Genomic DNA, 12,585 nt, shown 5'->3' on the forward strand with positions numbered 1-12,585 from the left:
GCCGACCAATTTGCGCATATCCATGCGCAGGAGGATCGTGATTTACATACTTTGAGTTTATCAACTATAGTATGTAAATGACGATTGGATATGGGATTGGACCGTGTTAGCGGCCTGATCCGAATAGAGAAGTCGTAGTTCTGGCGTGCGCGTAGGTCCAAGTGGGAGGTGATCATGCATGATCACCGCCCGACAATCGCGGGCCGCACGCGCTTTGCTGGGTTGGACACAGGAGACGCTCGCGGACAAGGCCCGTGTATCCCTCACTGCACTCAAGCGATTGGAATCCGAGAGCAATCTCGGGATCTACGAAAGCACGCGCGACGAGGTGAGACGGGCCTTGGAACGAGATGGGATCGTCTTCTTGAGCTCCGACCAAGGCGTAGGGGTCATGCTTGTCGATCACAAGGTTCGTCGCTGATTATCGGCATATCGCCGCCGTGACGCGATTGTCCGGCGACACGCCTTGCATTCGTAACGGCGTCAGATCATCGTTAACAAATCCCTCCACAGTGGATATTTCGGACATCAGGGGGATGCGGTGACGACGCACGACTTCAAGGATGAAGCACCAACGGGATCGGCTCTCACGCCGTACGACCGGGCGCATATGGCCTTGTACCTGCGCCTGATCGATTCATGGCGCGACGGAGCCGACTGGAGAGAAGCCACACGCACGTTGTTCGGCCTCGATCCTGACGCTGATCCGGAGCGTTGCCGTCGCGTTCATGCGACACACCTCGCACGGGCGCGCTGGATGTCCGAGCACGGCTACCGCGAAGTCGCGAGAGAGAGCCTTGCCCGTTAGCGCCCGCGATGCCTCGGGAGCAACACCTGTTGCTTCAACCTGGACTTCCGCGCAACGCAACTCACGGTAATCATTGTCAGTCCGAACTCGATCGGAAGACGATGAGGAGCAAAGCTGTGACGCCGGATTCCTCTCAGTGGCGAGCCTCGGCAAATTATGATCACGTCGATAGACTGAGCGCGTCTGACCTTGCTTGGGAGTGGCTTCGGCGCAATGACGCCTACGACCGTGACTTCACGGCGCTCCTGCATCGCGACATCTCTCCCGAACAAGATCTTGAAGACTTCCGACTCCGTTGGGGGTTGCGATTTCCCTGTCGATCCGCTGGATCCGCCGCCGGCCGCTCCCGTGCTTTGGTCGCCTACGGACGATACCAGCACTGTTATTCTCGACACGGCGCCAGACCTTCTCTCGACGACAACAACAGCGCCGATCTTACCGCCGCCGCTTGCATCTGATTCAATCGGCGCAGATTTCAGACTGTATGACGCTGGCGTCCCATCGCTGCAGCTTATCCAGATCGGCGAGTCGGCGACGATCACCCCGTTGGTCGCGGTCATCCCGCTCGACATCAGCGGCTTCGACCGTCTGGAGTCGGTTGAACGCCTGCTCGCGACGCTTCATCACCGCGCCGTGCCACCAGACACGCGGTTGACAGCCCAGCAACGTGCCAGAGCTCGCAGAATGCTCCAAGCATTCGACGGTTTCCGCGACGGCGCCACGCAGCAGTCGATTGCGCAGGTGATCTTCGATATCGGCGATGTCAGTCGCGACGAATGGCAAGCCTCGTCGCGCCGACATGCAATCATGTCTCTGCTACGCGAAGCTAGACGCATGATCGAGGGTGGTTACCGTAAACTCCTTCGGCATCGCCGCCGCCGCGGCTAACCGGCTCAGCCCGCCATGCGATGCGCCGCAGACCGCCGGCCTCGGACGACGATCCGATCACGGTGTGGGAATTAGGCTCCCCCCAAATCTCCACGACAACTGACCGGCCTTCTTTCGCCACCGTACCCGCAGGCCGCCGCTCATCCGTAGCGGCCGCCGCGAGAGCACGGAGGTTCGATCATGGGCGAGGAAGCCGCCAATCTACCGCCACGATACCTGCGCACCGAGGAAGCAGCGCGCTTCTTGGGCCTATCGGAGCGCACCCTTGAAAAGCACCGTACGTATGGCACTGGTCCAACCTATCGCAAGCTGGGCGGCCGCGTCGTTTATTCCATAAACGACCTTCAAGCCTGGGCTGATCGCGGTCTCGTCACCTCGACCTCCGATCCGAGCGGAAACGTTCCACCCGCCAAGCCCCAGAAGGCCGCGTCGCTCGCCGTAGGCCGCACACTGCGCTGAGACGGTCGCATGTCGTCCCGTCATCAGCATCACAGCGGCGAGCGCGCGCAACTCGATCTGTTCCGGGCGCTGCCCGGCGATCTCGCGCCCCGCGACGCGCAGGATCTCATGGCCTATCCGTTTTTTTCGCTCGCCAAGTCGAAGCGCCTGGCGCCGATCGACTTCAAGGCCGGCGCGGTGAAGATTCGTGTCGAAGCCGTCGCCGAGCATGGCATGGCGACGATCTGGGACGCCGACGTCCTGATCTGGGCTGCCTCGCAGATCGTCGAGGCGCGCGACCTTGGGCTCCGCCCGTCGCGCCTGATGGCGACCACCCCCTACGAAATCCTCAACTTCATCGGCCGCGGCGTGTCGCTGCGCGACTACGACCGCCTCAAGGCAGCGCTCGACCGGCTCCAGTCGACCACCGTCGCGACCTCGATCCGCCAACCGACCGAGCGGCGAATGCATCGCTTCTCCTGGATCAACGAATGGAAGGAGCGCGCCGATCATCGCGGCCGCCCGCTCGGTCTCGAATTGATCGTGCCCGATTGGTTCTATGGCGCGGTGCTCGACGACGCCCTCGTGCTGACGATCGACCGCAATTACTTCGGCCTGACCGGCGGCCTCGAACGCTGGCTGTACCGCCTGGTGCGCAAACATGGCGGCAAGCAGGAGTTCGGCTGGAGCTTCGACTTCCCCCATCTGCACGCCAAGTCGGGCAGCCTCTCGCCGCTCAAGCATTTTGCCTACGACCTGCGGGACATCGTCAAGCGCCAGCCGCTGCCCGGTTACCGGCTGACGATCGAGCAGTGCCTCGGCGGTCCGGAAATCCTCTCCTTCGTGCCGACCGATCCGGATTCCCTCGGCATCCCGCGCCGCCGTCGCCGCGCCAAATCGCACCCTGGGGATAAGCTGTGAATCGCCTCGTGCTATCAGGGACCGGCACTATCGTGCCATCGGGGACCGGACTCTCGTGCTATCAGGGACCGGAATCGTCGATTCCTCGCGCTGAATCAGCAGCTTGCGAGCCCCGTAACTTATCTAACCTAGATTCCTACGGAATCTTTCTAACGCGACCGCGTTTTTCGGCCGCTGTGGACGAGTCCCCGATCGCCGGGAGACCGTCATGATCGTGGCGCTGCTCAACCAGAAGGGCGGCGTCGGCAAGACGACGCTCGCCCTGCATCTGGCCGGTGAATGGGCTCGCCGTGGGCAGCGTGTCACACTGGTCGACGCCGATCCGCAAGGCTCAGCGCTCGACTGGTCGCAGCAGCGCGCCCGGGAAGGGCTGGAGCGGCTGTTCGGTGTCGTGGGTCTGGCCCGCGATACGCTCCACCGAGAAGCCCCGGAGCTGGCGCGCGATGTCGACCACGTCGTCATTGACGGACCGCCGCGCGTCGCCGGCCTGATGCGCTCGGCGCTGCTTGCTGCCGATCTCGTGCTGATCCCGGTGCAGCCGTCGCCGCTCGATGGCTGGGCGTCAGCCGAAATGCTGGCGCTGCTCGGCGAGGCGCGCATCTATCGCCCGCAGCTCGCCGCGCGCTTCGTGCTGAACCGCTGCGCCGCTCGCACGATCCTGGCCCGCGAGACCGCCGAGACGCTGGCGGATCAAGACCCGCCTTTGCTCTCGACCACGATCGGCCAGCGCATCGTGTTTGCCGACGTCGTGCAAACCGGTCGGCTCGCCGCCGAGCAGGACGAGGATTGCCCTGGCGCGCGCGAGATCACCGCGCTCGCGGCGGAAGTGGCGAGGGTCGGTGCATGAGAGAGCGGTCCTCCAAGCGCAGCTTTGCGGCACGTCCTGCCGATCCCGAAGATTGGATCAAGGCGCCCGACCGCCATTCCCCCCGGTCTCACCCCATCGAGGATTTCTCGGCGCGGCTGACGATCGACGTCACCGCCGACATGCGGGGCCGCATCAAAATCGCCGCCTTCCAGCGCGGCCAGACCGTCGCCGACATGCTGCGCGCGCTGTTCGAGCGTGAATTCCCACCCCCGTCAGGAGAAGGACAATGACCGGCCTTGTCGCCGCGCCAATGCGCTTCGGCCGTGCTGCCGCCGAGCCGCCGCCCGAAGCTTTCACCCAGGTCGAACTCGTCTGGATCGAGAAGCAGACCGAGCACTGGATTCGCTTCGGTCGCGAGCGGCGCGAGCAGATCCTCGACCGCCGCCGCCGCATTCTCTTCTTCCCTCCAGGCAGCGTTCTCGCGCTGGTGCGCTGGGCGGCGAACGAGCACGGCACCGTGGTCTCGCGCCTCGACATCCTGCGCACGGTCGAGTGCGACGCGCCGTGTCAGACCGTCCCGACGGTGACGCCCGGCGCAGAGGTCCTGCTGCACGTCGATGGCTGGCCGAAGGTGGAGCGCATGCTCCAGCTCATCGACGCCATCGAGGCGCGCGGCATCGACCCGATCGAGGTCTCGCCGGACCATTGGCGCCATGTCCACAACCGAATGACCGTCGGCGAAACGCCGCGCACTTATGGTCCGCGCCAGCACCGCGCCTTTCTCCTGCGCCGGGAGATCGGCGCATGACCCGGCTCTCCTACGCCATCATCACGACGGCGGCCGTCTCGCTTATCGGCGTGGCTTCGATCGCTTCGTTCGCGCCGCGCCTGATCTGGAACGCGTCCGCCAGCACGCCGGTCGGCTTCTACACGATCGGCGATGTGGGCGCGGTCGACGTGACCGATCTGGTGGCCGTAGACGCGCCCGAGCCGCTCGCAACCTTCCTGTCCGATGGCGGCTACCTGCCGCGCGGCGTGCCGCTTCTGAAGCGCGTCGCTGCGGTCCCGGGTCAGCGCGTTTGCCGGACCGGGCTCGCCATCACCATCGACGCCGTGCCGATGGGCGACGCGCTCGATCGCGATCGTCGCGGTCGCCCGCTCCCGGTGTGGCAGGGCTGCCGCTCGGTCGCGGCCGGCGAACTGTTCCTGATGAACTGGCAAGTCCGCGACAGCCTCGACGGTCGCTATTTCGGCCCGCTCCCGGCCTCCGCCGTGATCGGCCGGGCCACCCCTCTCTACACCGACGAGGACGGCGATGGCCGCTTCGTCTGGCGCGCGCCGACGCGGTGACGGCACGCCCATGACCCTGTCCACCGCAATCTGAAGGAGACGACCAATGCCCGTGATCGGTCAATTCATACGCGAAAATGACGGCTTCATCGGCCACCTGACGACGCTGTCTCTGCACCAAGACATCATCATCGTCGCGGCCGAACCGTCCGATGCGGAGAACGCGCCAGACTTCCGCGTCCATGTGCTCGACACCAACAGCAACGAGACCGGCGCGGAGATCGGCGCCGGCTGGAAGCGCACCGGCGAGAAAGCTGGCGAGTACGTATCGCTGCAACTCGACGATCCGACCTTTGAACATCCGATCCGCGCCAACCTGTTTCAGTCGGCCGACGACAAATCCGCCTGGGGCCTGCACTGGAACCGCCCGCCGAAGCGCGGCGAGCGGGACTGAGCGATGTCCGCTGCCCGCATTCAACCTGTCGTCGGGGGGAGGATCGCCCTCCGACGTACAACCTTCCTCCTCCTTTCCGGCCTGTTACTAGCGATGCCGGTAACCGGCCCCGCCAGCGCGCAACAAACGCCGGCAGAGCGGTCGTCGCAAAGCGATCCGTACGCCACCTACATCACCGAGGCCGCACAGCGTTTCGGCGTTCCTGAAACGTGGATCCGTGCAGTGATGCGCGTCGAAAGCGCGGGCGATGTGCGCGCGATATCGTCGGCCGGCGCGATGGGTTTGATGCAGGTCATGCCCGCCACTTGGGCCGAACTCCGCGTCCGGCATCGGCTCGGCGGCAATCCCTACGACCCGCGCGACAACATCCTGGCCGGCGCGGCGTATTTGCGCGAGATGCACGATCGCTACGGTTCGCCCGGCTTCCTGGCGGCCTATAACGCCGGTCCCGGTCGTTACGAGGAGTATCTCGCCGGCCGACCATTACCTGCCGAAACGCGCGCCTATGTCGCCGCGCTCGCCCCCGTTGTCGGCGGCGGCGAACTCGCCGGGCCCGTCAGGGTGGCCGCGGCCGATCCGCTCGCATGGACACGGGCGCCGCTCTTCGTCGTGCAGTCGGCCAGCAGCGCGACTGCAACGCCAGTGCGTCGCGGAAGCGCGCCCGGCGACGCCGCAACGACCGATCCGGCGCGCGATCAGGGCGCGATCGCATCCCAACCCGATGGGCTTTTCGTGGCGCGCAATGCCTATGGAGGCCCCCGATGACGGCGTTCGTGCCGGATCGCACCATAGCGTGGTCTCGCGGACGGAAGGCGGTCCGGGAAGAAGGAGCAGTCAGCACAACCGCACGATGGCGAGATAAAAGCGCGCGAGGTGCGGCTGGGTGCGGTCGTGTGTTTTCAAAGACTTATTCCGCGTCCGCGCGAGGTGCGCCTGATCGGCACAGCCTGCGCTTTCGCGATTTCCGCAAGAATTTCGGCGGCTTCGCGCGATGTGCGGGGCCTCGGCCATGAGCGGCGAGGACGATTTCCGCATCCGGCCTGGTCGCATCCGCTCCACCCGGGCTCAGCAGGCGCGGCCCTTCATCGCGCAGGCCTTGGCGGCCGCGCAGCGGGCCGGCGGCAGCATCTCCCGCTCCGGCAAGATCAGCTCGGGCAACCGCTCGCGGTTCGGGCGCGGTCAGCGCGCGACCGTCCAGGCCAACCGGCTGCTCACCAGCCGATCGCGCAACACGGTGATCAAGACGCGAGTCGTCCGTCATGGCGCTCGGACCGCGCCGCTCAGCGCGCACCTCAGCTATCTCAAGCGCGAGGGCGTGACCCGGGATGGAGAGAAGGCGCGCCTGTTCGGTCCCGAGACCGAGGACGCCGACCCGAAGGCCTTCGCCGAGCGGACCCATGACGATCGTCATCATTTCCGCTTCATCGTCTCGCCCGAGGACGCCACGGAGATGTCCGACCTCAAGGCCTACGCCCGCGACCTGATGGGGCAGATGGAAAAGGATCTCGGCACGAAACTCGACTGGGTTGGCGTCGATCATTGGAACACCGACAATCCCCACGTCCACATTATCCTGCGGGGTCGGACCGACGACGGCCAGGACCTCGTCATCTCCCGCGACTACATCAAGGAAGGCATGCGCGCCCGCGCGCAGGAACTCGTCACCCAGGAGCTAGGGCCGCGGACCGACCACGAGATCCGCCGCAACCTTGAGCGGCAGGTCGGCGCAGAGCGCTGGACCAACCTAGACCGCCAGCTTTCGCGTGATGCCTATCGCACCGGCGTCGTCGACCTCGCCCCGCATCCCGACCGCCAGCCGGACGAATTCCATGCGATGAAGGTTGGCCGCTTGCGGAAGCTGGAGACGCTCGGCCTTGCAGATCAGATCGGCCCCGGCCAATGGGTCGTCTCGGATAACGCCGAGGCGACGCTGCGCGAGCTGGGCGAGCGCGGCGACATTATCAAGCGCATTCATCGCGGCCTGAGCGAGCGCGGTATCGAACGCGGGACGGCCAGCTATGTGCTCGCCGGCGAGAGCCTCGACGATCCCGTCATCGGTCGGCTGGTCGATCGCGGCCTCGACGACGAGCTGAAGGGGACAGCCTACGCCGTGGTCGACGGCACCGACGGGCGCACCCATCACATCAAGCTTCCCGATCTCGACGCAGCCGGCGACAGCGCCCCAGGTTCGATCGTCGAGCTGCGCAAGTTCGACGACGCGCAGGGCCGTCGCCGCGTCGCGCTCGCCGTCCGCTCCGATCTCGACATCGAGCGGCAGGTTCATGCGACCGGCGCCACCTGGCTAGACCGGCAGGCGATTGCCCGAGACCCGGTCGCGCTTGGCGGCGGCGGCTTCGGCGCCGAGGTGCGTCAGGCGATGGACCGCCGGGCTGACCATCTCATCAGCGAAGGGCTCGCCGAGCGGCAGAGCCGGGGCGTCAGTTTCTCGTCGGGGCTGATCGAAGGGCTGCGCCAACGTGAGGTCGAAGCGCTGGGGCAAAAACTCGCGGTCGAGACCGGCCGGCCATTCTCGAAGGCTGGAGCGGGCGAGTATGTCGCGGGCACCTACCGCCAGCGCTTCGCGCTCGCCTCCGGCCGCTTCGCCATGATCGACGACGGCCTCGGCTTCCAGCTCGTCCCCTGGTCGCCATCCCTCGAACGCCACGTCGGCCAGCACGTATCCGGCATCTCGCGCGGGGCCGGCGGCGTCGACTGGAGCTTCGGTCGCAATCGCGGCCTCGGCATGTAGCCCAACCTAGACAAGGAGTGCCCGCCATGTCGGCGACGAAAATCCTCTGGGGCCAGATCCTCACCGTCTTCCTGATCGTGCTGATGACGACCTGGGGCGCGACGCAGTGGACCGCCTATCGTCTGGGCTTTCAGCCTCAGCTCGGCACCCCCTGGTTCGAGTTGGCGGGCTGGCCGATCTATTATCCGCCTTCCTTCTTCTGGTGGTGGTACTTCTACGACGCCTACGCCCCGCCGATCTTCGTCGAGGGCGCCTACATCGCCGCGTCGGGCGGGTTCATCTCCATCGCGGTCGCGATCGGCATGTCGGTGTGGCGCGCGCGCGAAGCAAAGAATGTCGAGACCTATGGCTCTGCCCGTTGGGCCCGGCCTGACGAGGTGAAGGCCGCGGGCCTGCTCGGCCCGGATGGCGTCGTGCTCGGCAAGCATGATCGCGACTATCTTCGTCATGACGGCCCAGAGCATGTGCTGTGCTTCGCGCCAACCCGCTCCGGCAAGGGCGTCGGGCTCGTCGTGCCATCTCTGCTGACCTGGCCGGGCTCGGCAATCGTTCACGACATCAAGGGCGAGAACTGGACGCTGACCGCCGGCTACCGCGCCCGCCATGGTCGCGTGCTGCTGTTCGATCCGACCAACGCGAAGTCAGCCGCGTATAATCCGCTGCTCGAGGTGCGGCGCGGCGAGTGGGAAGTCCGCGACGTGCAGAACATCGCCGACATCCTCGTCGATCCGGAAGGCTCGCTCGAGAAGCGGAACCACTGGGAGAAGACATCGCATGCGCTCCTGGTCGGTGCGATCCTGCATGTCCTCTATGCAGAGGCTGAGAAGACCCTGGCCGGCGTCGCCGCATTCTTGTCCGATCCGAAGCGGCCGATCGAGTCGACGCTCGCGGCGATGATGAAAACCGCCCATCTCGGCGAGGCCGGCCCGCATCCCGTCATCGCCAGCGCGGCCCGCGAGCTGCTCAACAAATCCGACAACGAGCGGTCCGGCGTGCTGTCGACCGCGATGTCGTTCCTGGGCCTGTATCGTGATCCCGTCGTCGCCGAGGTCACCCGCCGCTGCGATTGGCGCATCGCCGACATGGTCGGCGGCAAGCATCCGACCACGCTCTACCTCGTCGTGCCGCCTTCCGACATCAACCGGACCAAGCCGCTCATCCGTCTCATCCTGAATCAGGTCGGGCGCCGGTTGACCGAGGACCTGCACGCCAAGGGCCAGCGCCATCGTCTGCTGCTGATGCTCGACGAGTTTCCCGCGCTCGGCCGCCTGGACTTCTTCGAAAGCGCGCTTGCCTTCATGGCAGGCTATGGCCTGAAGGCCTTCCTCATCGCGCAATCGCTGAACCAGATCGAGAAGGCCTACGGCCCGAACAACTCGATCCTCGACAACTGCCATGTTCGGGTGAGCTTCGCCACCAATGACGAGCGAACCGCCAAACGCGTTTCGGATGCGCTCGGCACTGCCACCGAGATGAAGGCGATGAAGAACTATGCCGGCCATCGTCTGTCGCCCTGGCTCGGCCACATGATGGTGTCGCGCTCGGAGACCGCACGGCAACTGCTCACGCCGGGCGAGATCATGCAGCTCCCGCCGTCGGACGAGATCGTCATGGTCGCCGGCATTCCACCGATCCGCGCCAAGAAGGCGCGCTATTACGAGGATCGCAGGTTTCAGGAACGCATCCTGACGCCGCCCGCACTCACCAAGCCGACAACCGCGAGGGCCGACGATTGGAGCACGCTCGCTTTGCCCGAACGCCCTGTGCTGAACACGCCCGTCGCCGCGGAGGATGCAGGAGATGATGATCCCACGGATTCGGAGCGGAGGCACCAGCCTGAGCTGAGCCGCACCAAGACAGTCGAGCGTAAGCCGGTCATCGAGAACGAGTTCGAGATCGATCCTCGCGATGAAGTCGAGGAGGACGCCGCTCGCCTCAGCCGCATGACCCAGACCATGCGCCAGGTCGCTCGACAGGCGTCGCTGGATCCGGGCGACGGCATCGAGCTTTAGGAGGCGCCGATGAGCAAGCCTCCGAAGAAGCAGCGTCTGTCCGTCTATCTCGATCCGGACGTCATGAAGGCGCTCGCTGTCCATGCCGCGCGGCGCGACGTGTCCCTTTCGCTGGTCGCCGAGGCCGGCATCGCGTCTTTCCTATCACCCGACGCTGCGGAGCGGCAGGAAGCGGCGACGACAAAGCGGCTCGACCAGCTCGATCGGCGTATGGCGCGCATGGAGCGCGATCTCGGCATATCGGTCGAGACGCTCGCCGTATTCATCCGCTTTTGGCTGACGTCCAATCCGCCCTTGCCCGAGCCGGCCCAGCTCGCGGCGCGCGCCAAGGCGGGGGAGCGCTATGATGCCTTCGTGACCGCGCTCGGCCGTCGACTCGCAACAGGACCGAAGCTCAGACAGGAGATTTCGGAAGACATCCCGCCCGCGCGCGACGCGGAATAATCATTGACGCGCGCGCCGCAAGTATTCGAGCGTTCCGCCGTTCTCCTGTCTTTGTACGCCACAGTACGACTACCACATGACGGTTGTTGTCAGGCCATGATTTCTGCCTCTTCTACTCATCCCCGATCCAGGGCCGCACATCGCGGACCCGCAAGAGAACGGGGACGACGTGGCGGCAACTCACCAGAAATCGGAAGCGATTCTTCGCGGTGCGCGAATGCTGCGCACAGCCCTCGGGTCTGCGATCGCCACGTTTCTGGAAGATCCCGCGATCGTCGAGGTGATGCTCAACCCCGATGGGCGGCTCTGGGTCGACCGGCTGTCGGAAGGTCTTTCCGATACGGGTGAACGACTGTCGCCCGCCGATGGCGAGCGCATCATTCGCCTGGTCGCGCATCATGTCGGCGCCGAGGTGCATCCCGGCGCTCCACGCGTTTCGGCCGAGCTGCCCGAAACAGGAGAGCGGTTCGAAGGGCTGTTGCCCCCGGTCGTTTCCGCGCCGGCCTTCGCGATCCGCAAGCCCGCCGTCGCGGTGTTCACCCTGGACGACTATGTGGCGGCCGGGATCATGTCGGCTGGTCAGGCCGAAACCCTCCGTCAGGCCGTTGCCGACAGGCGCAACATTCTCGTCGCCGGCGGCACCTCGACCGGCAAAACCACGCTCACCAACGCTCTGCTTGCCGAAGTCTCGAAGACCTCGGATCGCGTGGTCCTGATCGAAGATACGCGCGAGCTGCAATGCGCTGCGCCCAATCTGGTGGCGATGCGGACGAAGGACGGCGTCGCCTCGCTCTCCGATCTGGTCCGCTCTTCGCTCCGCCTGCGGCCGGATCGCATTCCGATCGGCGAGGTCCGCGGCGCCGAAGCACTCGACCTGTTGAAGGCATGGGGCACCGGGCACCCAGGCGGCGTCGGAACGATCCATGCCGGCACCGCGATCGGAGCGCTGCGGCGTCTCGAACAACTAATCCAGGAAGCCGTCGTCACCGTCCCGCGCGCGCTGATCGCCGAGACGATCGATCTGGTCGCCGTGCTCTCCGGCCGCGGCGCCTCGCGTCGCCTAGCCGAACTCGCCCGCGTCGAAGGTCTCGGCCCTGAGGGCGACTACCGCATCACCCCCGCAAGCCAGCCCTCCGCAGGAGACCCGTCATGATCAAACACGCTTTGCGTATCCGCCGGCACATCGCCTCAGCGGTGTGCATGATTTTTCTTTCGCTCGCTTTGGCACCCGCCGCCCACGCTTCGGGCTCGTCCATGCCCTGGGAGGCGCCGCTTCAAAAAATCCTCGAATCGATCGAGGGGCCGGTCGCGAAAATCATCGCCGTTATGATCATTATCATCACTGGTCTGACGCTCGCGTTCGGCGACACGTCGGGCGGCGCCCGCAAGCTGATCCAGATCGTGTTCGGCCTGTCGATCGCGTTCGCGGCGTCGAGCTTCTTCCTGTCGTTCTTCTCGTTTGGCGGCGGGGCGCTCGTTTGATGGCTGACGGCGCGGATCATGGCGGCGAGCTGCCGGGCTTCTCCGTTCCCGTGCACCGGGCGCTGACCGAGCACATCCTGCTCGGCGGCGCGCCGCGTTCGCTCGCCATCCTCAACGGCACGCTGGCGGCCGCGCTCGGCCTCGGCCTTCGCCTATGGCTAGTCGGCCTCGGGCTTTGGGCTGTGGGGCATTTCGCGGCGGTCTGGGCGGCCAAACGCGATCCGCAGTTCGTCGACGTCGTGCGCAAGCATCTGCGCGTCCCCGGCCACCTGTCGGTCTGAGGGAACGACG

The 12,585-nt window shown here is 65.7% G+C and carries 17 protein-coding genes and 1 pseudogene; all 18 read left to right on the forward strand.

Annotation, left to right across the window (positions count from 1 at the left end; all coding sequences use genetic code 11):
* Positions 1 to 178: 178 nt before the first annotated feature.
* The 18 genes and pseudogenes from J0I47_RS11720 (at position 179) to J0I47_RS11805 (ending at position 12,575) form a co-directional block, all read left to right on the forward strand.
* Entirely contained in the window at positions 179 to 421 is a 243-nt protein-coding gene (locus tag J0I47_RS11720) for a helix-turn-helix transcriptional regulator (RefSeq protein WP_168073986.1), read from the forward strand.
* Positions 422 to 541: 120 nt separating this feature from the next.
* Positions 542 to 808: a DUF2285 domain-containing protein gene (locus J0I47_RS11725; protein WP_099957446.1), complete on the forward strand. Its 267-nt coding sequence runs from the start codon at positions 542 to 544 to the stop codon at positions 806 to 808.
* A 101-nt stretch (positions 809 to 909) separates the two neighbouring features.
* Positions 910 to 1,071, forward strand: a pseudogene (locus tag J0I47_RS11730) (DUF6499 domain-containing protein); the annotation flags it as partial.
* 13 nt (positions 1,072 to 1,084) lie between these two features.
* The gene (locus J0I47_RS11735; protein ID WP_238941051.1) at positions 1,085 to 1,696 is read left to right on the forward strand and encodes a DUF2285 domain-containing protein; all 612 of its coding nucleotides are present in this window, start codon (positions 1,085 to 1,087) and stop codon (positions 1,694 to 1,696) included.
* Positions 1,697 to 1,876: 180 nt separating this feature from the next.
* A complete protein-coding gene (locus tag J0I47_RS11740) occupies positions 1,877 to 2,155 on the forward strand; it encodes a helix-turn-helix domain-containing protein (RefSeq protein WP_099957444.1) in 279 nt (92 codons plus the stop codon).
* Between the two features lie 9 nt (positions 2,156 to 2,164).
* The gene (locus J0I47_RS11745; RefSeq protein WP_203310702.1) at positions 2,165 to 3,055 is read left to right on the forward strand and encodes a replication initiator protein A; all 891 of its coding nucleotides are present in this window, start codon (positions 2,165 to 2,167) and stop codon (positions 3,053 to 3,055) included.
* A 208-nt stretch (positions 3,056 to 3,263) separates the two neighbouring features.
* On the forward strand, positions 3,264 to 3,902 hold the full coding sequence (gene parA / locus J0I47_RS11750; protein WP_168073994.1) for a ParA family partition ATPase: 639 nt from the start codon (positions 3,264 to 3,266) through the stop codon (positions 3,900 to 3,902).
* Positions 3,899 to 4,153 (forward strand): hypothetical protein, encoded by a 255-nt coding sequence (locus J0I47_RS11755; protein ID WP_203310703.1) that lies wholly within the window; start codon positions 3,899 to 3,901, stop codon positions 4,151 to 4,153. The genes parA and J0I47_RS11755 overlap by 4 nt, the downstream gene beginning before the upstream one ends.
* Positions 4,150 to 4,671: a DUF2840 domain-containing protein gene (locus J0I47_RS11760; protein ID WP_203310704.1), complete on the forward strand. Its 522-nt coding sequence runs from the start codon at positions 4,150 to 4,152 to the stop codon at positions 4,669 to 4,671. The genes J0I47_RS11755 and J0I47_RS11760 overlap by 4 nt, the downstream gene beginning before the upstream one ends.
* A complete protein-coding gene (locus J0I47_RS11765; protein ID WP_203310705.1) occupies positions 4,668 to 5,213 on the forward strand; it encodes a S26 family signal peptidase in 546 nt (181 codons plus the stop codon). Before J0I47_RS11760 ends, J0I47_RS11765 begins: the two co-directional genes overlap by 4 nt.
* Positions 5,214 to 5,259: 46 nt before the next feature.
* On the forward strand, positions 5,260 to 5,607 hold the full coding sequence (locus J0I47_RS11770) for a DUF736 domain-containing protein (RefSeq protein WP_099957438.1): 348 nt from the start codon (positions 5,260 to 5,262) through the stop codon (positions 5,605 to 5,607).
* 3 nt (positions 5,608 to 5,610) lie between these two features.
* Positions 5,611 to 6,372, forward strand: coding sequence for a lytic transglycosylase domain-containing protein (locus J0I47_RS11775; protein ID WP_203310706.1), 762 nt, complete (start codon positions 5,611 to 5,613; stop codon positions 6,370 to 6,372).
* A 244-nt stretch (positions 6,373 to 6,616) separates the two neighbouring features.
* Positions 6,617 to 8,356: a VirD2 family relaxase/mobilization nuclease gene (locus J0I47_RS11780; RefSeq protein WP_294047202.1), complete on the forward strand. Its 1,740-nt coding sequence runs from the start codon at positions 6,617 to 6,619 to the stop codon at positions 8,354 to 8,356.
* A 26-nt stretch (positions 8,357 to 8,382) separates the two neighbouring features.
* Positions 8,383 to 10,368, forward strand: coding sequence for a conjugal transfer protein TraG (locus J0I47_RS11785; RefSeq protein WP_294047203.1), 1,986 nt, complete (start codon positions 8,383 to 8,385; stop codon positions 10,366 to 10,368).
* A 9-nt stretch (positions 10,369 to 10,377) separates the two neighbouring features.
* Positions 10,378 to 10,812, forward strand: a complete 435-nt coding sequence (locus tag J0I47_RS11790) for a CopG family transcriptional regulator (protein ID WP_203310709.1) — start codon at positions 10,378 to 10,380, stop codon at positions 10,810 to 10,812.
* 169 nt (positions 10,813 to 10,981) lie between these two features.
* Positions 10,982 to 11,965 (forward strand): P-type conjugative transfer ATPase TrbB, encoded by a 984-nt coding sequence (gene trbB / locus J0I47_RS11795; RefSeq protein WP_171131289.1) that lies wholly within the window; start codon positions 10,982 to 10,984, stop codon positions 11,963 to 11,965.
* Positions 11,962 to 12,294: a TrbC/VirB2 family protein gene (locus tag J0I47_RS11800; RefSeq protein WP_168074010.1), complete on the forward strand. Its 333-nt coding sequence runs from the start codon at positions 11,962 to 11,964 to the stop codon at positions 12,292 to 12,294. Before trbB ends, J0I47_RS11800 begins: the two co-directional genes overlap by 4 nt.
* Positions 12,294 to 12,575: a VirB3 family type IV secretion system protein gene (locus J0I47_RS11805; RefSeq protein ID WP_099957431.1), complete on the forward strand. Its 282-nt coding sequence runs from the start codon at positions 12,294 to 12,296 to the stop codon at positions 12,573 to 12,575. The genes J0I47_RS11800 and J0I47_RS11805 overlap by 1 nt, the downstream gene beginning before the upstream one ends.
* The last annotated feature ends 10 nt before the right edge of the window (positions 12,576 to 12,585 follow it).

It is taken from the genome of Sphingomonas sp. (assembly GCF_017304635.1).
Classification (GTDB): Bacteria; Pseudomonadota; Alphaproteobacteria; order Sphingomonadales; family Sphingomonadaceae; genus Sphingomonas.

Bases quoted from the DNA above. Each gene is read 5' to 3' on its own strand.
- J0I47_RS11720 (WP_168073986.1), top strand. From the start codon at position 179: ATGATCACCGCCCGACAATCGCGGGCCGCACGCGCTTTGCTGGGTTGG.
- J0I47_RS11740 (WP_099957444.1), top strand. From the start codon at position 1,877: ATGGGCGAGGAAGCCGCCAATCTACCGCCACGATACCTGCGCACCGAG.
- J0I47_RS11745 (WP_203310702.1), top strand. From the start codon at position 2,165: ATGTCGTCCCGTCATCAGCATCACAGCGGCGAGCGCGCGCAACTCGAT.
- parA (WP_168073994.1), top strand. From the start codon at position 3,264: ATGATCGTGGCGCTGCTCAACCAGAAGGGCGGCGTCGGCAAGACGACG.
- J0I47_RS11755 (WP_203310703.1), top strand. From the start codon at position 3,899: ATGAGAGAGCGGTCCTCCAAGCGCAGCTTTGCGGCACGTCCTGCCGAT.
- J0I47_RS11760 (WP_203310704.1), top strand. From the start codon at position 4,150: ATGACCGGCCTTGTCGCCGCGCCAATGCGCTTCGGCCGTGCTGCCGCC.
- J0I47_RS11765 (WP_203310705.1), top strand. From the start codon at position 4,668: ATGACCCGGCTCTCCTACGCCATCATCACGACGGCGGCCGTCTCGCTT.
- J0I47_RS11770 (WP_099957438.1), top strand. From the start codon at position 5,260: ATGCCCGTGATCGGTCAATTCATACGCGAAAATGACGGCTTCATCGGC.
- J0I47_RS11775 (WP_203310706.1), top strand. From the start codon at position 5,611: ATGTCCGCTGCCCGCATTCAACCTGTCGTCGGGGGGAGGATCGCCCTC.
- J0I47_RS11780 (WP_294047202.1), top strand. From the start codon at position 6,617: ATGAGCGGCGAGGACGATTTCCGCATCCGGCCTGGTCGCATCCGCTCC.
- J0I47_RS11785 (WP_294047203.1), top strand. From the start codon at position 8,383: ATGTCGGCGACGAAAATCCTCTGGGGCCAGATCCTCACCGTCTTCCTG.
- J0I47_RS11790 (WP_203310709.1), top strand. From the start codon at position 10,378: ATGAGCAAGCCTCCGAAGAAGCAGCGTCTGTCCGTCTATCTCGATCCG.
- J0I47_RS11800 (WP_168074010.1), top strand. From the start codon at position 11,962: ATGATCAAACACGCTTTGCGTATCCGCCGGCACATCGCCTCAGCGGTG.
- J0I47_RS11805 (WP_099957431.1), top strand. From the start codon at position 12,294: ATGGCTGACGGCGCGGATCATGGCGGCGAGCTGCCGGGCTTCTCCGTT.